Annotated in this window: 29 protein-coding genes and 1 pseudogene; 11 read left to right on the top strand and 19 right to left on the bottom strand. The window is 51.6% G+C overall.

The window, feature by feature from the left end:
• Nucleotides 1–23 precede the first annotated feature (23 nt).
• The 16 genes from IV433_RS04300 to IV433_RS04230 all read right to left on the bottom strand — a co-directional run bounded on the left by IV433_RS04300 (nucleotide 24) and on the right by IV433_RS04230 (nucleotide 8,341).
• The gene (locus tag IV433_RS04300) at nucleotides 24–248 is read right to left on the bottom strand and encodes a hypothetical protein (RefSeq protein ID WP_195813159.1); all 225 of its coding nucleotides are present in this window, start codon (nucleotides 246–248) and stop codon (nucleotides 24–26) included.
• A gap of 2 nt (nucleotides 249–250) precedes the next feature.
• Complete coding sequence (lysC, locus tag IV433_RS26450) at nucleotides 251–472, bottom strand: Rz1-like lysis system protein LysC (RefSeq protein WP_452598353.1); 222 nt, start codon at nucleotides 470–472, stop codon at nucleotides 251–253.
• A complete protein-coding gene (locus IV433_RS04295) occupies nucleotides 369–788 on the bottom strand; it encodes a hypothetical protein (RefSeq protein ID WP_195813158.1) in 420 nt (139 codons plus the stop codon). The genes lysC and IV433_RS04295 overlap by 104 nt, the downstream gene beginning before the upstream one ends.
• A gap of 2 nt (nucleotides 789–790) precedes the next feature.
• Complete coding sequence (locus IV433_RS04290) at nucleotides 791–1,339, bottom strand: lysozyme (protein WP_195813157.1); 549 nt, start codon at nucleotides 1,337–1,339, stop codon at nucleotides 791–793.
• 2 nt (nucleotides 1,340–1,341) lie between these two features.
• On the bottom strand, nucleotides 1,342–1,671 hold the full coding sequence (locus IV433_RS04285) for a hypothetical protein (protein WP_195813156.1): 330 nt from the start codon (nucleotides 1,669–1,671) through the stop codon (nucleotides 1,342–1,344).
• A 510-nt stretch (nucleotides 1,672–2,181) separates the two neighbouring features.
• Nucleotides 2,182–2,580, bottom strand: coding sequence for an antiterminator Q family protein (locus IV433_RS04280; protein ID WP_195813155.1), 399 nt, complete (start codon nucleotides 2,578–2,580; stop codon nucleotides 2,182–2,184).
• 14 nt (nucleotides 2,581–2,594) lie between these two features.
• Complete coding sequence (locus tag IV433_RS04275) at nucleotides 2,595–3,608, bottom strand: DUF968 domain-containing protein (RefSeq protein ID WP_195813154.1); 1,014 nt, start codon at nucleotides 3,606–3,608, stop codon at nucleotides 2,595–2,597.
• Nucleotides 3,609–3,618: 10 nt separating this feature from the next.
• Nucleotides 3,619–4,446, bottom strand: coding sequence for a KilA-N domain-containing protein (locus IV433_RS04270; RefSeq protein WP_195813153.1), 828 nt, complete (start codon nucleotides 4,444–4,446; stop codon nucleotides 3,619–3,621).
• Nucleotides 4,447–4,563: 117 nt separating this feature from the next.
• Nucleotides 4,564–4,929: a RusA family crossover junction endodeoxyribonuclease gene (locus tag IV433_RS04265; protein WP_195813152.1), complete on the bottom strand. Its 366-nt coding sequence runs from the start codon at nucleotides 4,927–4,929 to the stop codon at nucleotides 4,564–4,566.
• Complete coding sequence (locus IV433_RS04260) at nucleotides 4,920–5,081, bottom strand: hypothetical protein (protein WP_195813151.1); 162 nt, start codon at nucleotides 5,079–5,081, stop codon at nucleotides 4,920–4,922. Before IV433_RS04260 ends, IV433_RS04265 begins: the two co-directional genes overlap by 10 nt.
• Nucleotides 5,078–5,620, bottom strand: coding sequence for a phage N-6-adenine-methyltransferase (locus IV433_RS04255; protein WP_195813150.1), 543 nt, complete (start codon nucleotides 5,618–5,620; stop codon nucleotides 5,078–5,080). The genes IV433_RS04260 and IV433_RS04255 overlap by 4 nt, the downstream gene beginning before the upstream one ends.
• Nucleotides 5,617–6,321, bottom strand: a complete 705-nt coding sequence (locus IV433_RS04250; protein WP_195813149.1) for a replication protein P — start codon at nucleotides 6,319–6,321, stop codon at nucleotides 5,617–5,619. Before IV433_RS04250 ends, IV433_RS04255 begins: the two co-directional genes overlap by 4 nt.
• Complete coding sequence (locus IV433_RS26110) at nucleotides 6,303–7,238, bottom strand: hypothetical protein (RefSeq protein ID WP_229893202.1); 936 nt, start codon at nucleotides 7,236–7,238, stop codon at nucleotides 6,303–6,305. Before IV433_RS26110 ends, IV433_RS04250 begins: the two co-directional genes overlap by 19 nt.
• Nucleotides 7,195–7,413 (bottom strand): DUF4222 domain-containing protein, encoded by a 219-nt coding sequence (locus IV433_RS04240; protein ID WP_195813148.1) that lies wholly within the window; start codon nucleotides 7,411–7,413, stop codon nucleotides 7,195–7,197. Before IV433_RS04240 ends, IV433_RS26110 begins: the two co-directional genes overlap by 44 nt.
• Before the next feature lie 183 nt (nucleotides 7,414–7,596).
• Nucleotides 7,597–8,118 (bottom strand): YmfL family putative regulatory protein, encoded by a 522-nt coding sequence (locus IV433_RS04235; RefSeq protein ID WP_195813147.1) that lies wholly within the window; start codon nucleotides 8,116–8,118, stop codon nucleotides 7,597–7,599.
• A gap of 19 nt (nucleotides 8,119–8,137) precedes the next feature.
• Nucleotides 8,138–8,341, bottom strand: coding sequence for a Cro/CI family transcriptional regulator (locus IV433_RS04230; RefSeq protein WP_195813146.1), 204 nt, complete (start codon nucleotides 8,339–8,341; stop codon nucleotides 8,138–8,140).
• Nucleotides 8,342–8,432: 91 nt separating this feature from the next.
• On the opposite strand from IV433_RS04230, the gene IV433_RS04225 reads away from it, so the two are divergent.
• The gene (locus IV433_RS04225; RefSeq protein ID WP_195813145.1) at nucleotides 8,433–9,092 is read left to right on the top strand and encodes a LexA family protein; all 660 of its coding nucleotides are present in this window, start codon (nucleotides 8,433–8,435) and stop codon (nucleotides 9,090–9,092) included.
• Nucleotides 9,093–9,434: 342 nt separating this feature from the next.
• On the opposite strand, the gene IV433_RS04220 is transcribed toward IV433_RS04225, so the two are convergent.
• Nucleotides 9,435–9,695 (bottom strand): hypothetical protein, encoded by a 261-nt coding sequence (locus tag IV433_RS04220; protein WP_195813144.1) that lies wholly within the window; start codon nucleotides 9,693–9,695, stop codon nucleotides 9,435–9,437.
• A gap of 461 nt (nucleotides 9,696–10,156) precedes the next feature.
• Here IV433_RS04220 and rdgC point away from each other — a divergent pair, with 461 nt between their 5' ends.
• From rdgC to IV433_RS04175, 9 genes are all read left to right on the top strand, one after another.
• Nucleotides 10,157–11,077 carry a recombination-associated protein RdgC gene (gene rdgC / locus IV433_RS04215; protein WP_326838641.1) on the top strand — a complete coding sequence of 307 codons (921 nt, stop codon included), beginning with the start codon at nucleotides 10,157–10,159 and terminating at the stop codon, nucleotides 11,075–11,077.
• Nucleotides 11,078–11,561: 484 nt separating this feature from the next.
• Nucleotides 11,562–12,053 (top strand): hypothetical protein, encoded by a 492-nt coding sequence (locus IV433_RS04210; RefSeq protein ID WP_195813143.1) that lies wholly within the window; start codon nucleotides 11,562–11,564, stop codon nucleotides 12,051–12,053.
• Between the two features lie 2 nt (nucleotides 12,054–12,055).
• Complete coding sequence (locus IV433_RS04205; RefSeq protein WP_195813142.1) at nucleotides 12,056–12,703, top strand: ASCH domain-containing protein; 648 nt, start codon at nucleotides 12,056–12,058, stop codon at nucleotides 12,701–12,703.
• A complete protein-coding gene (locus IV433_RS04200) occupies nucleotides 12,700–12,996 on the top strand; it encodes a DUF4406 domain-containing protein (RefSeq protein WP_195813141.1) in 297 nt (98 codons plus the stop codon). Before IV433_RS04205 ends, IV433_RS04200 begins: the two co-directional genes overlap by 4 nt.
• Nucleotides 12,989–13,492 (top strand): hypothetical protein, encoded by a 504-nt coding sequence (locus tag IV433_RS04195; protein ID WP_195813140.1) that lies wholly within the window; start codon nucleotides 12,989–12,991, stop codon nucleotides 13,490–13,492. Before IV433_RS04200 ends, IV433_RS04195 begins: the two co-directional genes overlap by 8 nt.
• A complete protein-coding gene (locus IV433_RS04190; RefSeq protein WP_195813139.1) occupies nucleotides 13,489–13,977 on the top strand; it encodes a class I SAM-dependent methyltransferase in 489 nt (162 codons plus the stop codon). The genes IV433_RS04195 and IV433_RS04190 overlap by 4 nt, the downstream gene beginning before the upstream one ends.
• Complete coding sequence (locus IV433_RS04185) at nucleotides 13,974–14,606, top strand: hypothetical protein (protein WP_195813138.1); 633 nt, start codon at nucleotides 13,974–13,976, stop codon at nucleotides 14,604–14,606. Before IV433_RS04190 ends, IV433_RS04185 begins: the two co-directional genes overlap by 4 nt.
• Before the next feature lie 289 nt (nucleotides 14,607–14,895).
• Entirely contained in the window at nucleotides 14,896–15,138 is a 243-nt protein-coding gene (locus IV433_RS04180) for an excisionase (RefSeq protein WP_159282929.1), read from the top strand.
• Nucleotides 15,122–16,246, top strand: a complete 1,125-nt coding sequence (locus IV433_RS04175) for a phage integrase Arm DNA-binding domain-containing protein (RefSeq protein WP_195813137.1) — start codon at nucleotides 15,122–15,124, stop codon at nucleotides 16,244–16,246. Before IV433_RS04180 ends, IV433_RS04175 begins: the two co-directional genes overlap by 17 nt.
• Nucleotides 16,247–16,329: 83 nt before the next feature.
• Here IV433_RS04175 and IV433_RS04170 read toward each other — a convergent pair.
• A pseudogene (locus tag IV433_RS04170) lies at nucleotides 16,330–16,971 on the bottom strand (enolase C-terminal domain-like protein); the annotation flags it as partial.
• A 398-nt stretch (nucleotides 16,972–17,369) separates the two neighbouring features.
• On the opposite strand from IV433_RS04170, the gene exoX reads away from it, so the two are divergent.
• Nucleotides 17,370–18,032 carry an exodeoxyribonuclease X gene (gene exoX / locus IV433_RS04165; protein WP_195813136.1) on the top strand — a complete coding sequence of 221 codons (663 nt, stop codon included), beginning with the start codon at nucleotides 17,370–17,372 and terminating at the stop codon, nucleotides 18,030–18,032.
• 23 nt (nucleotides 18,033–18,055) lie between these two features.
• On the opposite strand, the gene IV433_RS04160 is transcribed toward exoX, so the two are convergent.
• Complete coding sequence (locus tag IV433_RS04160) at nucleotides 18,056–19,003, bottom strand: LysR family transcriptional regulator (protein ID WP_195813135.1); 948 nt, start codon at nucleotides 19,001–19,003, stop codon at nucleotides 18,056–18,058.
• Nucleotides 19,004–19,032: the final 29 nt, after the last annotated feature.

The raw sequence follows: 19,032 nt of genomic DNA, 5'->3' as shown, positions 1-19,032 counted from the left end.
GCCTCTTTATGCCGCTTGGATAGCTATTCGGCCTTACTAAACTCAACGAAATAATCGACGCCCTGCGCAAACTGTTCGAATGCAGCTGGATTGGTGACGTGCATCCGGATATCACCAGAAGGTGTATATTTCGACCAGTCTTCATTACCGGCCTTGTCGGCGGTCACTGCGCTGAGATGAATAACGCGATGGGAGTCGTCTTCGGCTTTTTGGATTAAATGGACGCGAAATTTAGCTTTTACTGTCATGGTTATTTACCTTGTCGGGTGGATTCAATTTGGCGAATGCCGGAAATCTGTGTGTTGCAGTTCTGCAAGTCTGTCAGCAGCAACTCATTCCAGTGTACTGATGCCCCATAGGTGAGCGGGTTACTTGGTGGTGGCGACGGCTGGCACAGAACCATCAGGCTGGCGGGTATCGGCGTTACCGGCACTTTGACGTACTGCGTTGTAACGGTTGAGCACCCGGTCATTTGCGCGAGCAGGCACAACAACAGGAGCGCAAGCATCGCCCGCAAGAGCAGCTTTGATGTCAGTCTGGGCTGCCTGTGAGTCCAATGTGTTCGCATGTTGCTCATTCAAGGTTGCCCCTGCGATAGTGTTGAAGATGCTCACGGCCTCGGCCTGTGCGTTCAGGGTAAATTCCGCTGAATTTTTTGCCTGATTGGCTACTGAGATTTCTGACTGCTGGCTGATGGTCTTGCCGTAATAGTGAAAGGCAGCCCAGAGCAGAACGCCAATAACGAGAAATAACAGCGCAGTGATGACAATCCGGAACCAGTTGATCATGATTAGCCCTCCAGACAGAGCGCTTTCTCTTTATCGCGGCGGATAACCAAGCCCGGCAGTTTCTTACCGCCGCCATTCACGAAATCGGGCAGGTGGTTACACATCATCGGCCAGTTGCCGGCCTGCGCGTACTTGTGGATTGATGTTTCAAAACGAGCCTTACGTACAGGGCTGTAATACGTCCGCAAACCTGAGCAACCCATATTGAACGCCGCGGATGTCATGGCGCTGAACTGGTTATCGTTCATATCCCGGCCACGGAAATACGTGTTTATGCATTTTTCCGCGTCCAAAATATTTTTCTGCCAGTCGGCGGCTATCTGCTGATCAGTTTTTCGCGTGCCGGGTTTCACATCGTGAGTGTTTCCGATCCCGTCCGTCAGATATCCGGCAGGGCATACATACGGTTCTCGGCGGCATGCTTCGGCGTTACCCATAATCTCAAGTCCCTGTTCGTTTGTTCGAACCTGACCGCTTGAAACTACAATGGCGATGATCGCCATTACCGAGCAGATACCACCTGTAGCACCAGCTTTCTTGATAATTGCCATGGTCAATCGTCCTTAGCCGCTTCGAGAACGCTTTTTATGCCCTCGGATATCTGCGGATATTTAGCGACTGCTGGGGTATCCGTGCGATATTTCAGTGAGTCAATTGTCGCCTGCGTTAATTCTCTGTCGAGCTTAAGGCGTTCTGCGTCGTTTTTTTTCGCCGCCTTTATCGCGCTGCGTTTATCAAGATAACCAAGAAGCATGATTACGATGCCCACAAGAGCCGACGCCATGTAGACACGTTCTAAAGTTATAAAACCAGCGATCGAGGAAAGCAGAGTTAATAGTGCTCCGCCGCCCGTCCAGTTGTCAGAATGTGGATTCATTTTCATGGTCTCGCCCTCCGGTAGTCCGGTTGGGTGCGCAGTCGTGGTAAAAGAAGGAATTAGCGGCTCAGTCACTTTGCGAAAGTGGAATGGTTAGCTGATTGACTGGCCGCCAAATAAAAAAGGCCACGCAAATGCGCAGCCCTAAAATATTTTTGCCACTTTTCGCAGTGGCCGCGCCCATGCCCCTGAGTCTCTGTCGCTCCTCGCCGCTAATAACCGGTGCTCGTTTGGCTTGCGAGCTGCTCTACCGGTATGCCTTTATCTTTAATAACCCTCGCCAGCGCATATTGCAGTTCGGACCTGCATCTGGCTCCCTCTATCGGGACTCGGGGCAGCATCATTACTGCTGCGTTGGCTGACGCCTGCGGTCTATCCGTTTACTTGTGCATTTTGCTATCCCCCAGAAATGACAAAACCCCGCCGGAGCGAGGTTTGAATATTGTCTAAGTTTTGTGACTACGTGACCGACCTTATCAGATTACAAGAGTTTTCGCGTAGCGCACTAGAACTATTTTAAGCGACTTTCGCGACTCGGATTTTCTGGGTGTAGGCGTCCATTTCCAGCACCGCGCCGGTCATTGCCAGGCAACCATCAACGAAGCCTTCCGCTACCTGCAACTGCTGCCGGATCAGGCCTTCACTCACCTTACGCATCCTCGCAATTTCCCGTTTGGACAGACCGAAGCGATAATGCAGCATAATGAGCGTTACCTCTTCCGGTTTACGGACGGCGGCCAAACGTCCTACCGCTGCATCAACAATCAGACCATCATCATCACAACAGGATTCGACCTTGCTGGATTCAGTCGGCAGCAGGCCTTTAAAGCCCGCGGCAATCGGTGACCAGCTCACGCCGGAGTTATCGCGAGCCCACACACCATAACGAGCCAGTACCAGTTGAATATCACGCATTATTCTCTCCACACTTATTTTTGCTTGCCGGTAGCGATAACACCCATCGCCAGCGCGCGGTCTAATGTCTTCAGCACCAGTAATTCCTGTGTGCCATGTTCTGCTTCCCAAGCCTGGGTATTCGCATGAAGTGAGTCGTGACACCGTCTGCACAGCGGGAGCACGAACAGGTCATGCGCTTTTGTTGCCATACCGCCAAACCCGTTGCCGGTGATGTGGTGCGGATCATCGGACCCGTTGCCACAGCCACAACATGGCTGGCGCTTTACCCATTGGGTATATTTTGCGTTTTCGTACCGGCGGCGCTTTGGGATCCGGACATATGATTCCGGCGTCTCCGGGTCAATTGCGAGCGCCAGCACAGGTTTGATGTTGTTGGCCAGCACCTCGGAAGGATGTCTTTCCCACGGGTCAACATCGGCTTCTTTCCGTTGTCCGCCTGGCGGCTTGTATTTCATCCCCAGCGCCGCGCAGATCACTTCTCCCGGCAGCTGATGAACCAGCCCTTTCGAAACAGCCCACCAGCACAGCTCCGGCAGCGTCAGATGACGCCCTTCCGGTAAGCTATACCGGTGACGGATTGCCTCAGTCACGAATTCAGCGGCGTTCGCCAGCGCGGTAGCGTCCAGTTTTGGCGATTCTTTTTCCCGAAACTCATTGTCATGCGCCCAGCACAGGCAGACCACGCCGCGCCCGCGGGGCACCTGCACCAGCTCATGGTGATGAAATTCCCCGTTGTAGTCCGGACACTGGCACGCGCGGTGGCGCTTCACCCACAGCGTCAGCGCATTCATACCGCCGACACTGGAAATAACCGCCCGAGAGGATAGAAAATTAGCCAGACGTGGATCCTGCGAAAGTGATTGCGCTTCAGCCGGTACCAGACCGTCAGGAACAGTATGCAGGTCGGCGGGCGCGTCGGTGATCAGCAGGCGTTTACTGCTGAAAAACTTCATCATGTCCGCCGGCAACGCGAACTGCACGATCCCCAACTCTCGCTGGGGATACGGTTTTAACAATAATCTCATCCAATCCCCGTTAGGCCGCGGTGGCCGTTACCATAAGCCTGATCAGTTCCTGAACCTTGGATTCATAGAAATGAGGCTGCGTTTCTCTTGGGTTGTTCGGGCTGGTGATGTTCTTCCCGTACTGCAAACCCTTCGAAGTCACTGACCAGAACTGCTTTTCGCCGTTTTTGGCTTTGGCTGAGGTGCTGGGTCTGGTGCGGCGTTCGACAATGCCCAGGCGCGCGAGGCGTTTATAGGCTTCTACAGGTGTGACAGGGATTGAATATTGTTTCAGAACGGTGCTCAGTGACATTGTCGGACGGCTGGAGCCATCAACGGCATCGCTTGGGGCATCAATGGCGTAATCAGGGGAGAGATTGGGTAGGCCGACAGCCATTTGTAACTTTTGGCAGGCGCCCAAAACTGAAGAGTTGGAGAGGTTTAATTCTTTACGCATGAAACCGAGTAATGTTACTCCGGCCTGCATCATGTCGTTGGCGGTGGCTTCGCGCGCTTTGGTCAACGCCGCGTCAAAAGTGCGAATAACCTTCAGGTTGAAAGCCGGGCTTATCCACATCGCGTATGCATAAACCAACTCTTTGCACACGTAAGTTCCGCCATTCCTTCCGGGAACCGTGACTACCGGAGCGATGCGGGGATTTCCCGTAGTTTCTTTTTCGAGCAAATCAATCATCGTCAGGGTTTCTACCCGGCGCATGAATTCGTAAACTTCGAGGGATCTGGATGAGCGGGTTTCACGGGGATTAGCAACGGCGGCGCGCTGCAGGTCATTCAGGCAGAAATTACCGTCATTATGCTGACGTACGGAAATGCCTTCGATCATAATCGAATTATTCATTTTATCACTCCACACTTTACGTTTAATTGGCTCCCTGTCGGCTGCAACCGACTGCACAGAGAGCGTTCTTTGCACTGGATAACCGTACATTGATTTGAAAGAGATTGAAAACGCAAATTACACCTCCCCCACTGAAAACGTTGAAATGTTGATCTCGGCCTTGCCGCCCTTAGTTACCGGTCCCCACTCGACCGTCATTCGTTTTACCTGGCTGTCGTCCTTCCAGATCCCCGCGTGGGTCAGGCCATCAAACAGCGCCTTCTGGAAATTATCCAAATCGCGTTTTGCCCTGCTCGGCGGGAACAGAACCAGATGCACTTCCAGTTCGGTGAGCAGCGCCGGCGGGCGGCAGCGCAACTGCTGATAAATTGACGCCAGCGCGTTTGACCGGAAGATCCGCCCGCGTTCGCTGATCAGCACGCCCTTTCGGGTGGAGCGCCAGTAACCGTTGACGCTCGGCGGGAATGGCAGGGTCAGTCGCATGCTATTTCCCCCGCTTTGATCAGACTGTTCAGCACTGCGTCAGCATGTTCCCGCGCCGCGGTGTAATCTGCCGCGCAGTATTCACCAGTGATGGATATGGCCTTTAGGTAATCGCGGTAGGCATCGAGCCAGATTTTCTGGAATTCGTTCACGCGGACACCTCCTGAAGGTAATCAGCGCCAGCAGTGATCAACACGTCACGGGAAACTGTGGTGAACTGCCCGCGCGGTTTGATGAATGGGCGCCAGATAACCAGCATGCTGCCCTTGCTGTTGCCGTTCTTGCCCGGTTTGCCGGTACCGGCATTGATAAAGGACAGGCGGCCATCAGTGATAAACCGGATTTCATCGGCGGTAGTCAGCGCCAGCGAGAACCAGCCAGTTGAAGTGTCGGCGGGCAGCAGCATAACCACCGGCTGATGCTGGGCGCGGCACTGCTCGGCGGCCTTCTCAACCCAAGGAGTGATTGCGCTGTATGGCGGGTTACACCAGATTGCGCCGTAGCTTTCCCAATCAGTGGCCAGCGCGTCATCGGCTTCTGTCAGGTATCGGGCGCACAGCGCGTTCTGGTCGTCAGCTGCGGCATCCAAATAAAAACCAAACTCAAGATCCAGCGCGGTGAATACTTCCATCGGCGTCTGCCAGCGGTCTTTGTGCTCGATAGGTGTGGTGCTTGCGAATTCAGAAGTCATAACCAGCCCTTCCGTTTTTTCCGGAGATACTCGTCATACATGATCTGCGCGGGGGTCGGACCTGCTGGCGCTTTTGGCGCGGACAGCATCACAACCGGTGCCGGGACCTGCTCACCTTTCGCCAGGCGTTTTGCCCAGAGAGTCAGGTTGTGCTGTACGGATTTACGGACTTCACCCTCGGTGTAGTTATTTTGAAGCATCAACCGGCGGACGTCGGTCACAATCCAGTACATGATCGGCGCTGACCATGGGTAAGCAGCTGGTGTGCTGTAGTCGCCGCGGCGCGCGCAATACTGGTTGAACTCGGTCATCACCTCGTCGACGGTCGGCAGGCCAGCGGCCTGAGCGGCACCGGATTTACACCAGCCGATGAATTTTCCGCAGCTCGGCCAGAAGTCTGTTTCCTGCTGGCGGGCCATGCGCATACCGGCTTTCACCTGTTCCAGCGTGGTCACGCCGCTTTCAGCGAATGCCATGATCCACTGGCGTTTCGCCGCCGCGATATCTGCCGGAGTACTCAGCGCGGTCTGGCGGGCAGCAGGGAAAATCTGCATCAGGTTAGTGAACAGCACATCGACCAGCTTCTCGGCGTCTGCGTTCACGACACGTTGTGGTTTCTCTTCTGGCATCAGCTGAGCCAGCGCGGCACCGTCGCGGTTCTTAACTGCCATCATCATTTTGTTCACAGGGTGTTCTCCCATGCTTCAGCGCTGTTCCAGTGGCCGCCAGTTGAAGTTTCAGCCGGGACATTCGCGGTCAGTTTGATTGTCAGGTCGTCCCATTTCTCACGGAGTTTCGACGGGCTCAGGATGTTCTTGCACCAGAAGGTGTCGCGGTTAGCGCGGACAAACAGCTCACAGATTTGCTTGTGTGTGCGGCCGTCGGCAGAACACATCAGGCGGATTTCATTTGCCCAGAGGGTCATGTCCGGTTCTTTCGGGCGGGAAATCTCACCGTCGCATTCAGCAGCCTGTTCGTACATGCGGATGATTTTTCCCCAGATGTATTCGGCAGCGGTCAGGTCGTCGGCACCTCCCCACTTACGTTTTTTGGCATTGAACACCACCGCTTCAGGGTGAAGAGCAAGAAAACTTTCGTCACTGCTGTCGTCTGGCTGCGAAGCGGCCGGACTAAGGGGTTTAATCTCTGTTGTATTCTCTGAAGTACTCTCTGTATGAAGAACGGTTCTTTTTGAGCTCTTGCAAGGTGTCTTTTTGGAACTATGCAACGGGTCATTTTGACCTTTTGCATTGGTTCTTTTTGACCTCTTGCATGGGGTCAATTTGACCTCATCTAAAAGCGCTTGATGCTCATAGTTAATCGCGTAGAAATTAGTCATATCTCTCGGATCATCAGAGAGTTGCTCAATCATTAAGCAGCCCTGCTTTTTCAAAGAAGCGAAGCCGCGTTTGATGGTTGAAGCTGACATCCATGGGAATTGTTCAAGCCATTCACCGATGGTGTTATAAATCCAGCGGCGACCTTCATGATCAACACCAGATGTTGTTTCAGTTGCCCAGTAGTGAACCTGCTGTAGCAGCATGGCTTCGTTTAAACCAAGCTTCATTACCAGCTCAGGAATCACTACTATCGGGCGCGATGGCAATAACAGGCTCATCAATTACCCTCTCAAACCGCGACTTGAATAGCTCGACGGGCTGGGCGCACTCATGCGGGTAACCGGCGCGCATGAAGATAACGCGATCCCCTGCTCTGTCGAAGCCCACGACGTGTACCACAACACCCCGCCAATCCTTGTAACGCCTGTCCAGCTTTTGGATTTCTTCAGACATGCCGTCACCTTCTGGCTGCTCTGGCGGACGTAACCTACCCACCACGCCGCGAACTGGTAGTTGCAGGGCACCCACTCACCATCGATAATCACTTCATACGAGAAAGAGCCAGCGGTACCGCCAGTAGCTTTACCGCGCATTTGCGGAACGCCAGCTTTTACGAGTAAACTGTTCATGCGTTAATTACTCCACACACGTTTTTAATGCGCCCGACGCCTCAAGCTGCACACTTGGGGCGTCAACCTTTCCGGCTTTCCGCTTTTTTCCAAACAGCGCCAGCACAGCCCGAACTTCTGCATCACGCGCGGCTAAATGACGGCGGTGAAACTTCATGATTTCCTCAGCTTCTTTCTCATCAATCACGCCATCTTCAAGCGATGACTGAATAATCATGTCTACGTGTCCACGATGCGCAGCAGTGCGCATGCTCTTACTGAACAGCTCAACCTGATCCAGCTCTTCCAGTTGCGGGACGTCCACGAACAGTCCGCCGCGGCGCTGGGCGAAGTATTCCGCCAGGAAGCTGGTGCCGCTGATGTCTTCCATCGCCTCCAGCTCAACAATTTCGAAGAACCGGCAGCCGTTTTTTTCGTACAGATTGTTGTTGAACCCGGCTTCAGACATGCCAAGAGCGCCAGCCATTGCCGACCTACCGCCGGGATAGGCTTTGCACATCGCTTTAACTACTGATTTCAGGTCTACCATTTCTCTTTTCCTTCGGTAGTTATGGCTGAGCGCCGGCGGTGGTAGTCTTTTCATATTGAGTTGGGTCATATTTCAAAACACCGCTTGTTATGCGCTCGATAACGAAAGCCTGTTTTTCTGGGATAACATCGCCCCATCGAGAAACTGCTGGATGGGAAATTCCCAGAGCATTTGCCGTTTTGGATATTCCCCCAAAATAATTAACAACATCGGTTTTACGCATAATTCCTCCTAATAGATGACGCCTTAAAGGTAACAAAAGGTACATCAAATAGCAAACAACAGTTACCTTGATAACAGGTAACATTGGTTACATGAAAAGTGAAATGAAAGACCGAATCCGCTCTCGACGCATACAGCTTGATATAACACAGCTCGCGCTGGCTAAAAGGCTGGGCGTAAGCAGGGTTTCAGTAACAAAATGGGAAAGTGGCGCGACCAAACCGGATGGTGAAAACCTTCACAGGCTGGCGCAAGTGTTATCTACAACCCCTGAATGGCTTCTCTACGGCCAAGGTGACAGCCTGCCTGATGACACTAAAGTGGTTCCCTTGATGAAGGCAACGGCAAGGATCCCTATTATTTCAGCTGTGCAAGCTGGCGTATGGACTGATAGTTATGCTGCTGCGAGGCTCTCAGACGTGATTTCATGGACGCAAACCACTGCTGATGTTTCCGATGAGGCTTTCGGACTTGTAGTGCGCGGTGAGTCAATGACAAACCCGAATGGTTTACCATCAATTCCAGAAGGTTCAATTGTCATTGTCGAGCCTAAATACGGGCAAATAGATAACTTATATGGAAAAATTGTTGTAGCAATTTTAGATGGATCTTCCGAAGCAACAGTAAAAAAATTGGTTTGGGATAGCCCCCAGAGCTACCTAATGCCACTAAATCCCGCGTTCAAACCCATACCTATCGATGGCGATTGCAGAATCGTAGGTAAAGTGGTTCAGATCACTCAAAACCTATAATCCATTTCAATGGCCGACATCTGTTGGCTATTTTTTTGCCCACCAATGTAACTTATGGAACATTTAAACTTGACGCCAAAGGTAACTAAAGGTACATTCAACCCATCAACAGCGAACAGGCAGGACGCCCACGCAGTAGCTGCCGATGGCGCATGAAGCATCGGATGATTCGCTCAAGCATCAGGATCAACGGCAAGAACGCAGCAGCTTAATGAGGTATCAGAATGGATAAGTCACCTAAAGATAATGGGCCGATGTCTCTTGAGCAATTCCGAAATCGTGTGAATAACCCTCCTCTTAAATGCCCGCTGGAGGGTTTTAGGAAGGCCGAGACTGAAAGAATTAACCTTCTTTTGCAGATCCAAGAAGAGCAATTGTCTTCTCAGAAATCGCCCTCCCTCTTGCCAAAAGTAGGCCATTGTTTTGTGGAATGGTGGACTCGGCTAGTTGGTTAAGTTCAAAGATGGTGTCAGTAAGTGTAAGGCGCTGCTCTGTCGTTAAAGTTCGAACTAACGCGATTAAAAATCTTTTTGTTGCTGAATTTTCTACTTCGAGTTGGTGGACCAACTCACTGAGCCCTAATGGGAGTTGATTTCCTGACATTTGTTTTGCTCTTGGTTGTGTGAGAACTCCCAAGATACCACCGCCGCCTGAGGTGGAGAAGTGACCAGGCACACAACGGGAAGGACACTGGGGGTTGAGGGACTCACTTACCATCAACTCGGTCTGACTACAGTTCCAGTGTTCTTCCCGTTGTGCAAAGCATCCTGGTGATGGTCGGGTTCCCTACCCGATTGCGGGTTCGACTCCCGCCGCACTATCAGATCGACGTGGAACCTCGATAGTTGCTGTGTGTAGTTGCTTCGGCGGTGGCATGACTCTTCAACCATCCAACATCAGGGGGAGTGAAGATAATGTTTTGATCATGACCACCGCCAATTTTTTCGCAGACATAGACAAGGGTTCGCTGGCCCCACCCAGCACGCCCTGTGCATCTCCGGCCGCCCTTGTCTATGTGTGTGAGTTTCCGCCCGGTGCAGTGGGCATAAACAGGAGTGATTAACGTGAAAGAACTTTGGTTTAAGAGTTTGCAGATTTACCGCATGAGCCGTGATATGGCGTTGGATGCCGAGGAAATGCAGCGCCAGATGAGCGCCTTTATTTTCTCCCCGTGCGGCAGCCAGGATATGGCGAGAACTGGCTGGGTTTCCCCGATGGGCAAGTTCGGCGGCGATCAGTTGGTACACGTAGCTGGCCATCAGCTTCTGATCTGCGCAAAGCGTGAAGATAAAATGCTTCCGGCGCCGGTAATTAAGCAAGAGCTGGCGGTAAAAATTGAGAAATTGGAAGGCGAGCAACAGCGCAAACTGAAGAAGACCGAGAAAGACTCACTGAAAGACGAAGTGCTGCACAGCCTTATGCCACGCGCATTCAGCCGTTACAGCCAGACCTTCATGTGGATTGATTTAGATAACGGCCTGATCATGGTCGCCGCGGTCAGCACTAAAAAGGCAGAAGACATGCTGGCACTTTTGCGTAAAAGCCTTGGTTCCCTGCCGGTGGTACCGGTGACAATGGAATCGCCGATCGAACTGAACCTAACCGAGTGGGTGCGCAGCGGTCAGCCGCCATCTGGTTTTGCTTTGCAGGACGAAGCCGAGCTGAAAGCGATTCTGGAAGAAGGTGGCACTATCCGCTGTAAGAAGCAGGCTTTGGTCAGCGACGAAATCGGGACACATATCGAAAACGGCAAACTGGTTACCCAGGTGTCGATGGATTGGCAGGAACGCGTCAGCTTCCAGATCAATGACTCCTTCACGCTGAAGAAGCTGAAACCGAGCGACACACTGTCCGATCAGAATGACGACATCGACCGTGAGGATTTTGCCGCGCGCTTTAATGCTGATTTTATTCTGGTGACCAGCGAATATTCCGCGCTGATTTCGAGCCTTATTTCCGCGCTGGGCGGCGAAGCCCAAAGATAATTTAAAAGCCTCTGAATTTTATTAATTGCCGTCACTGGCAAGGGATTCGCTCACGCCGAAATCTGAGGAAAGGCTATTTCATGAAACTTGATATCGCATATTTCTTGGTGCTCGGCGTGGTTATGGGAATGACTTATTTAGGAATGCAGCCATGAAGAAATCACGGCCAATGGGCAACCTAGATACGATGACCGGTCACTCTATTTTGTACGCAGAACAACCGGACGGCGTGAAAGCGTACTGGGACGGAAAGCAGGTTACATGCCGTTGCCCTGCTTACGAATTCCCGCACCGCTTTACAGGCGGGCGGTGTAACGGATGGCATATGGCAAAGAACTGTTACGACAATCGCCTGAGCTGCCAGAACTGCAACTGTCTCCACTCCAACGGTTGCGACGTTATTAACGAAACAGAAAGCCCGGCTGAATGCCTGTATGTGCTGGACTTCTGCGCCGATTATCAAATCAATTTACCGAGGTAAATCATGAAACTTATTCAACCGGTAACACCAGAACGCAACGCCGATAACCTGGGTTTTTGGACTCACCCTGATTTCTTCGAACCGGCCAACGGTAACGAATACCCAGCGCCAGGCGAATTTGAAGCGTGGGCAAAGGCTCAGGGTGTTGAGGTTTATACCCTTTCACTTGATGCAGATCCGGCGGCTGATGATATTCAGGCAGCCTATGAAGAAGGCGACGCCGATGTTTCAGCGTGGGAGCCAACACCACCAATCGGAGAGGGCTGGTTCCTTGCTTCAGTTCACGATACCGAAGACGGCCCTTACAGCGTCTGGTTCCGCCGCACCACTGAAGAACAGGCAGAAATTGCACGCCTTAAATCCGACTTTTTAGAAAAGCACCAGGTGGCGATCACCGCTGCATATGAATATTTCAAGGCCTGCCCTGTTGGCAATGAACGCACCATCGCGCACCAGATTTATCAGATTTTGCGCACAGCGACGAGGGTTGGTTAATCATGAAAGAACGCCCTATTTTATTCAACGCTGAAATGGTTAAGGCCATTCTCAGCGGTCGTAAGACGCAGACGCGCCGGTTAGTTAAATTCCCGATTATCGATGTGAATTTGGGTTGTGAGCTCGCCGGTAATGAATTGGCTGGTGAGGTTAAAGCTGGAGATTACCGTAACTGCCCGCTCGGCCAGCCCGGCGATCAGTTCTGGGTGCGTGAAACGTTCTCATTACTTGGCAATGAAGATGGTTGCCCGGTGGATTGGAATGACAACATCGTAACCGATAAGAAGGATGCAGCACGAATTTACAAGGCTTCTTGCTGGCAGAAACCTAATAACTACGGGATTTGGAGTGTACCGGATCGCGAAATTGAATTTGACGGCGCATGGACTCCCTCCATCCACATGCCGCGCTGGGCATCACGCATTGACCTTCTGATCACTGGCGTTCGTGTTGAGCGCCTGAACGATATCAGTGTCGGCGACGTGATGCGCGAGGGCTGCAGCGCCGCCGACACGAAGAGTGGACACCGTGTGGCGGACGTGTTCGTGAAGTTGTGGGAGTCAATTTACGGTGAGGGAAGTTGGCAGGCTAACCCGTGGGTCTGGGTGATCGAATTCAAACGTGTAGCGCCAGCAGGGGAACAGCCATGAAAGTTTACATCGCCGGGCCGATGACAGGCTTACCGCAATTTAACCGCCCCGCTTTCCTCCAGGCTGCGCTGAATATGTCATTCGAAAAGCACGTTCCGCTGAATCCGGCGATCCTGCCGGATGGCCTGACCGAGGCTGATTATATGGCCGTCGGCCTGACCATGCTTCAGCGCGCCGATGCTATCTACCTGCTGACCGGCTGGGAGAACAGTGCAGGCGCCAGAGCAGAGCATGCTCTGGCCTTAAAGCTGGGTTTGGAAGTGATCGAACAGAAGGAAAGTAGTCATGAATGATGCAACCCAACATCAGATCGGCCTTCTGCAACATGCATTGGGCATCAACGAGAATCGCCGGGAACCGTACCGTAATTATTTCCTCGCCAGCGGCGTCCACAGCGACAATGCTGACCTGGAATCTCTGGTAACTGCTGGCCTGATGACATCCCGTGCGGCGCCATCTTTCTGTGCAGAGGATGATGTGGTTTATCACGTCACTGATGCTGGCCGTGAAATGGCAGTTGCTGCACTTCCTGCACCCAAGAAACGCACACGGTACGACGAATATTTACGGTCAGAAGTCTGTGAGTCATTCGGTGAGTGGCTCGGCATTAATCTCCCGCAATATGAGTACCGGAAAGAATTTGGTAAACGCCAATACCGGATGACTCGCCGCTCGAGATTCTACGGATGCGATGGAGTAAATGGCCAATGGTGCGCCACGAAGAAAGAGGCTAAAGCGAGTTACAAAGATGCTCTGAAGGCCGATAAAGCTTATTGGGAGGCTGTATGACGGAGGCAACCAGCAAACCAATCCTCGATATGTGCTGCGGCTCCCGGATGTTCTGGCTCGATAAGCATGATGACCGCGCTGTATTCAGCGACGTGCGCAGCGAAGAACACACTCTGTGCGATGGGCGCCAGTTGTTTATCAGCCCAGATGTGATCGCCGACTTCCGCCAGTTGCCGTTCGCTGATAACAGTTTCGCACAGGTTGTATTCGACCCGCCGCACCTCGAGCGGGCCGGTGAAAAAGGTTGGATGCGGAAGAAGTACGGCGCGCTGGACAAAGCAACTTGGCGTGATGATATCGCCGCCGGTTTCAGAGAAGCATTCAGAGTATTGCGGCCACACGGCACGCTCGTTTTCAAATGGAACGAAACGCAGATCCCCGTTGCCCAGGTAATCGCCCTGACTGACCAGAAGCCAACAATCTGGCAGCGCACCGGTAAAGGCGACAAAACTCACTGGATCCTGTTTTTGAAGGAGGCCCTATGACAGATAAGGCTGATATACCGGAGCTGCAACGACCAGCACGCAAGAATTACGACTGGTCAAAAGCAGTCTGGACAGATTGTGATCATTGCGGAGAAGCACACACCGGTACTGTCTTGGCAGGCGATGGGGAGCGGATCTGTGCTGGCTGCTGTGACGCTGAATATTACTCTGCGTGGGAGGATTTAGCCGAAAGCGCGATCAGAATACTCGAAGCGTTGAAAGGCGATCAGGTGCCGGTGGCTTTTGATGCTGACATCATTCGCGACGCTAACCGGTATCGATTCCTGCGCGATGAAGATGCGTGGGGTGAGGACAGCGATAGCTGGGATGTTGAAACCAGGACAGGGCTTATCAGTTCAGAGAATTTAATGGGGGGATTGAGTCCTGATCATTTCGACGCCGCGATTGATGCTCGCATGGCTGCGTCAGATATTCCTTTCCTTAATCCAGTCACCGCCCCGCAAAAGCCGAACGTGCTGTTAGGCCATATCAAAATCTCGGAGGTAGTAGCGGAAGTCTCGTTAGACCAGAACAGGAAGTGGAATGGTCGTGTCGGCTACATGGCAGGATGGAACGCATGTATTGACGCAGCAATCGCGGCTGGCGGCATCGTGAAGGATGGTGATTGATGGCACCGCACTGGCTACAGCAGCGGTTCCAGTACTGGAAATACTGGAGAGGCTTCGAACAGGCCTACTACAAAATTAAGGCAGAGAGAAAATCATGAGGGCGCATTTCGTCCGACGGATTTTCGTGAAACGAATGCTGAATCTGTGGTTTGTTCCAGTTGAGTTTGCGCCAGCAATGCCACCAGGGGAGAAAATGCTCTGGTGGCGATCTGGGAAATATTACGGCCGATTTCGGATAAGCGGGTAAGCCGGTGTGCAGCCGGCTATAACTAAACATGTGGAGTGATTTATGGCGAGAACATTAACGTTAGATGAATGGGCTCTCGAAGAGTTCTCAGCGCCAGTACCAAGTCGAGCAACATTGATGAGGTATGCCAAAAACGGAATGATTTACCCTCTTCCCGTTAAGGCTGGGCGGTGCTGGCGTGTAGAAGCGTCAGCGCGTTTCATTGGCATGGCCGAGAAGCCCGAGATCAGCAAGGACTTAGATCCACGTTTAATGAGGATTCTCGAAGATGGCACGTCCACGTAAATACAACGTGAATATTCCCGGCCTTTCCTGTTACACCGACGCCAGAACCAAGAAAGTCTACTGGCGTTATAAACACCCTGTAACTGGGAAATTTCACGGTTTAGGCGATAGCGAAAAGGAGGCGCGCGCAATAGCTATCGATGCAAATATGAAGCTAAATGAGCAAAAGATGGCAAATCTTATAAGAGTCAGAAACGATATCAGCAAGGAGACTAATAAAGGAATTACAGCGAATTCTTGGGTCGATAAATATCGGAAGATGTTGAAGGAAAAGGTAAAGAACGGAGAAATAAAACCCAAAACTGCGACCGGAAAAGAACCTGCTTTAAAAGCATTTATAGAGCAATGCGGTATTAAGCCTTTACCCGAAATTGGCGCACGGGATATCGCCAGTATTTTAGATATATATATTGAGCAGGGTAAAGGAAGAATGGCGCAAATGGTGCGATCTGTTCTAAGTGATCTGTTCAAAGAAGCTCAGCATATGGGTGAAGTCCCAGTGGGTTACAACCCGGCAATTGCTACGCGACAGCCAAAAGCAAAAGTAACCAGGCAGCGCCTTTCTCTTGAAGAGTGGAAAGCCATATATTCTAAGGCATCAGAGCAGCCGGCTTATGTTCGGCGCGGCATGATGATTGCGATACTCACCGGGCAGCGGGTCGGAGATATTGCGGCCATGAAATTCTCTGATATCTGGGATGATAAACTTCACGTGATCCAGCAAAAGACCGGGGCAAAGGTAGCAATCCCATTATCTATTCGCTGTGACGTATTGGATATTTGTCTCCGGGACGTGATCGCCGAATGTCGTTATGTCGTCTTGAGTAAATGGATCCTGCATCATCACAGATCACTGAGTAACTGCGAACGCGGTGGCCAGCTGAATCAGGATACTTTATCTCGGGGTTTTGCGAAGGCAAGAGACCAGTCAGGTATTAAATTTGACGCTAATTCTCCCCCAACATTCCATGAGCAACGGTCTTTATGTGAACGCTTATACAGTGCTCAGGGGATAGATACGCAGAGTCTTTTGGGCCACAAAACAAGCCAGATGACAGAAAAATATCACGATGATCGCGGTAAGGAATGGAAGGAAGTGGCAGTTTAATTGTTATGCAGTTTTGCTGAGGAATTTTGCAGGGGTTTTGCAGGAGGGGTGGTTTCACCAGTAATAACAGAGCCTTACCCTCCTGCGCGGCTGTACCAGTGATAACCGTCGAGCATCAGTTCGATGTCCGGCCCGACCGCTTCACGCACGGCGGCGCAGGCTTTGATGTCCATTTTCGGATCCGGCGCGAACGCCACCGGCGGCATCCAGGTGTGCAGCTTGATAGCCTGATAACCGCGTGCCACCAGTTTTTCGGCAAACTGACCGAATTCGTCCGGCGTTGACAGGCCGCCTTTCAGCTCGTCACCGCACATGGTGCTGCCGTAGGCCGGGACTTTTTCGCGGAATCCGCCCAGCAGTTTGTGTACCGGCATATTCAGCTTACGGCCGATCAGATCCCACAGCGCCTGCTCGACAAACGACAGCGCGCGTTCGGTCAGCTGATGCGCACTGCCGCGCTGCCAGTGAACCAGATCCTGCCACAGACGTTCGCGGTCAAACGGGTTCTGGCCAATCAGCACTTTTCTAAAAAATGCGTTCACGACGTGCGGACGCACCACTTCCGGCGGCGCGAACGAATATCCGCAATCACCTTCGTCAGTGGTAATCGTCAGCATCGCCATTTTTGCCTGACTTTCTTCACCCGGATGCGAATGACCTGCGCTGTCTGAAACACGACGGGTCGGATAAGTAAAAACAGTGACTTCAACAGAACTTATTTTCACAGCGATACCTGCCATTACTGAGAGAGTTAACGCTCATCAGAGCGCCCCCGGACTGCGTTCTCACCCGCTTTGTGAGCGCACTCACATTGTGTTAAAACCGCAATCCAACATAAATAAAATATCGTTTCATTATTGAAGTTAGCCAGTTTATTCGCGCATTGCCACGGCTAAAAGCCGAAAATATCCGCGTAAGTTTGGGCATCTGCACGGGACGATGTGAGCATTTTCACGAAAGCGGGGCGAAGTGTGATCTGTACAGGAAATAGGCGGAGGGACTGTGTGGGATATTTCGGGGCGTATTTTTTTGTGAAAAGAGGTGATGAGAAAAGTGGGCATGAGGAAATCATTCCGTTAGGCTAACGTTTTTAGAACGTGTCCGGCGGTCTCTGGAGTGGAATATGTTGCGAGTTATTGATACGGAAACCTGCGGATTGCAGGGTGGCGTAGTGGAAGTGGCGTCTGTTGATATTGAGAACGGAAGGATCGTCAATCCCATGAGCGATCTGGTTCGCCCCGATCGCCCGATAAGCCATCAGGCAATGGCAATCCACAAAATCACCGAGGCCATGGTGGCCGATAAACCGTGGATTGAAGACGTTATTCCCCGCTACCACGGCAGCCCTTATTACGTCGCCCATAACGCCAGTTTTGACCAGCGTATGCTGCCTGAAATGCCCGGCCAGTGGATTTGTACCGTTAAACTGGCGCGCCGTTTGTGGCCGGGGATCAAGTACAGCAATATGGCGTTGTACAAATCCCTGAAACTCGACGTGAAAACCCCGGCGGAACTGCACCATCACCGCGCGCTTTTTGACTGCTATATCACTGCCGCGTTACTCATCCGCATCATGGATGAATCCGACTGGACGCCGGAAGAAATGGTCACGATCACCGGCCGGCCTGCGCTGATCAGCACCATGATGTTCGGCAAATATCGCGGCAGGAAGATTGCCGAAATCGCCGAAGACGACCCGGCTTATTTGCGCTGGATGCTGAAAAACATCAAAGAATTAACTCCCGACCTGCGGATGACGCTTAAGCATTATCTGGATGCGCAATAGGGTTTTCTGGCTTTGCGAAGCATTCATTCATCAGCATGAATGCTTTTTGTTTTGTCCAAAATCAGCGCTTTAAGTTTGCGTAAAATCCACTCTATAGCCGGTTCCTTTTCACGCCGGTTATTCCACAAGAGTGACAGGTGATACTTTGATGTTTCTACCGGGACCTCATCGAAATCAAAATGATAGAGTTTGCACCAGACATCGACTAACCCCTCGGGCACCGTCGTCAACACGGGCAGACGCGACAAAATAAGCGGCTGTGATGCAAAATTTGGCGTGACATATTTCACTGTTCTTTGGCGTTCTGACAATGCGAGCTGGCTATCAATCAGACTTTGATTTGCGCCTCTGTACGAAACCAGAAGATGGTCATATTTTATAAAATCATCAATGCTCAGCGGTTTTTTAATATCAATCTGCTTTCTGTCCCAAACGGTTTTAAAACCAAATTGCACCAGATTTTCTCTGCCCGCTTCCTGCGTCAGATCCTTTCCGACCGAAATAATCACATCCGCTTTATCATCTTTGATCATTTGCAAATCTTTATAAGGGTCTGAGGCTAATACGGTGATTGTTATTCCCGGCGCTTCGGCACTGACTATTTCCAGTAAGTCCGCCATCAGCCAATGTTCAACCCAGTCACTCATTCCAATACGAAAGTTATAGCTGTCGGCAGCCGGATTGAATACAGGGAAATCGAAAATAGCGCGATGAAAATTTTGAAGTGCTGGCCTGAAAAGCGCGACGAGTTTCTCTGCGCGGGAGGTGGGAAGCATGCCTTCAGACGTGCGGATAAAAAGCGGATCATCAAACATCTCACGCAATCTTTTTAAAGCGGCACTCATTGCGGGCTGCCCCAGATGTAGCCGTTTCGCCGTGTTGGTAACACTGCGTTCGTCAACCATGATGACCAGTACGATCAATAAGTTAAGGTCTATTTTACCAAAATCATTTTCATTGATATCTTTCATTATTTTAATCAATTTGAATAATCATATGA

The organism is Rahnella laticis (assembly GCF_015644585.1).
Taxonomy (GTDB): domain Bacteria; phylum Pseudomonadota; class Gammaproteobacteria; order Enterobacterales; family Enterobacteriaceae; genus Rahnella; species Rahnella laticis.
The sequence above is the reverse complement of the archived record's forward strand: the minus strand, read 5'-3'. Positions and strand labels throughout refer to the sequence as shown.

Coding starts and splice junctions, on each gene's coding strand:
- IV433_RS04205 (WP_195813142.1), top strand. CDS start 12,056: ATGAAAGAACGCCCTATTTTATTCAACGCTGAAATGGTTAAGGCCATT.
- IV433_RS04265 (WP_195813152.1), bottom strand. CDS start 4,929: ATGCGACTGACCCTGCCATTCCCGCCGAGCGTCAACGGTTACTGGCGC.
- IV433_RS04220 (WP_195813144.1), bottom strand. CDS start 9,695: ATGTCAGGAAATCAACTCCCATTAGGGCTCAGTGAGTTGGTCCACCAA.
- IV433_RS04250 (WP_195813149.1), bottom strand. CDS start 6,321: ATGGGAGAACACCCTGTGAACAAAATGATGATGGCAGTTAAGAACCGC.
- IV433_RS04275 (WP_195813154.1), bottom strand. CDS start 3,608: ATGAGATTATTGTTAAAACCGTATCCCCAGCGAGAGTTGGGGATCGTG.
- IV433_RS04285 (WP_195813156.1), bottom strand. CDS start 1,671: ATGAAAATGAATCCACATTCTGACAACTGGACGGGCGGCGGAGCACTA.
- IV433_RS04160 (WP_195813135.1), bottom strand. CDS start 19,003: ATGAAAGATATCAATGAAAATGATTTTGGTAAAATAGACCTTAACTTA.
- IV433_RS04235 (WP_195813147.1), bottom strand. CDS start 8,118: ATGGTAGACCTGAAATCAGTAGTTAAAGCGATGTGCAAAGCCTATCCC.
- IV433_RS04300 (WP_195813159.1), bottom strand. CDS start 248: ATGACAGTAAAAGCTAAATTTCGCGTCCATTTAATCCAAAAAGCCGAA.
- IV433_RS04290 (WP_195813157.1), bottom strand. CDS start 1,339: ATGGCAATTATCAAGAAAGCTGGTGCTACAGGTGGTATCTGCTCGGTA.
- lysC (WP_452598353.1), bottom strand. CDS start 472: ATGACCGGGTGCTCAACCGTTACAACGCAGTACGTCAAAGTGCCGGTA.
- IV433_RS04225 (WP_195813145.1), top strand. CDS start 8,433: ATGAAAAGTGAAATGAAAGACCGAATCCGCTCTCGACGCATACAGCTT.
- IV433_RS04185 (WP_195813138.1), top strand. CDS start 13,974: ATGACAGATAAGGCTGATATACCGGAGCTGCAACGACCAGCACGCAAG.
- IV433_RS04295 (WP_195813158.1), bottom strand. CDS start 788: ATGATCAACTGGTTCCGGATTGTCATCACTGCGCTGTTATTTCTCGTT.
- IV433_RS04190 (WP_195813139.1), top strand. CDS start 13,489: ATGACGGAGGCAACCAGCAAACCAATCCTCGATATGTGCTGCGGCTCC.
- IV433_RS04210 (WP_195813143.1), top strand. CDS start 11,562: ATGAAACTTATTCAACCGGTAACACCAGAACGCAACGCCGATAACCTG.
- IV433_RS04180 (WP_159282929.1), top strand. CDS start 14,896: ATGGCGAGAACATTAACGTTAGATGAATGGGCTCTCGAAGAGTTCTCA.
- IV433_RS04270 (WP_195813153.1), bottom strand. CDS start 4,446: ATGAATAATTCGATTATGATCGAAGGCATTTCCGTACGTCAGCATAAT.
- IV433_RS04255 (WP_195813150.1), bottom strand. CDS start 5,620: ATGACTTCTGAATTCGCAAGCACCACACCTATCGAGCACAAAGACCGC.
- IV433_RS04240 (WP_195813148.1), bottom strand. CDS start 7,413: ATGTCTGAAGAAATCCAAAAGCTGGACAGGCGTTACAAGGATTGGCGG.
- IV433_RS04230 (WP_195813146.1), bottom strand. CDS start 8,341: ATGCGTAAAACCGATGTTGTTAATTATTTTGGGGGAATATCCAAAACG.
- IV433_RS04195 (WP_195813140.1), top strand. CDS start 12,989: ATGAATGATGCAACCCAACATCAGATCGGCCTTCTGCAACATGCATTG.
- IV433_RS04280 (WP_195813155.1), bottom strand. CDS start 2,580: ATGCGTGATATTCAACTGGTACTGGCTCGTTATGGTGTGTGGGCTCGC.
- IV433_RS04200 (WP_195813141.1), top strand. CDS start 12,700: ATGAAAGTTTACATCGCCGGGCCGATGACAGGCTTACCGCAATTTAAC.
- exoX (WP_195813136.1), top strand. CDS start 17,370: ATGTTGCGAGTTATTGATACGGAAACCTGCGGATTGCAGGGTGGCGTA.
- IV433_RS04175 (WP_195813137.1), top strand. CDS start 15,122: ATGGCACGTCCACGTAAATACAACGTGAATATTCCCGGCCTTTCCTGT.
- IV433_RS26110 (WP_229893202.1), bottom strand. CDS start 7,238: ATGAGCCTGTTATTGCCATCGCGCCCGATAGTAGTGATTCCTGAGCTG.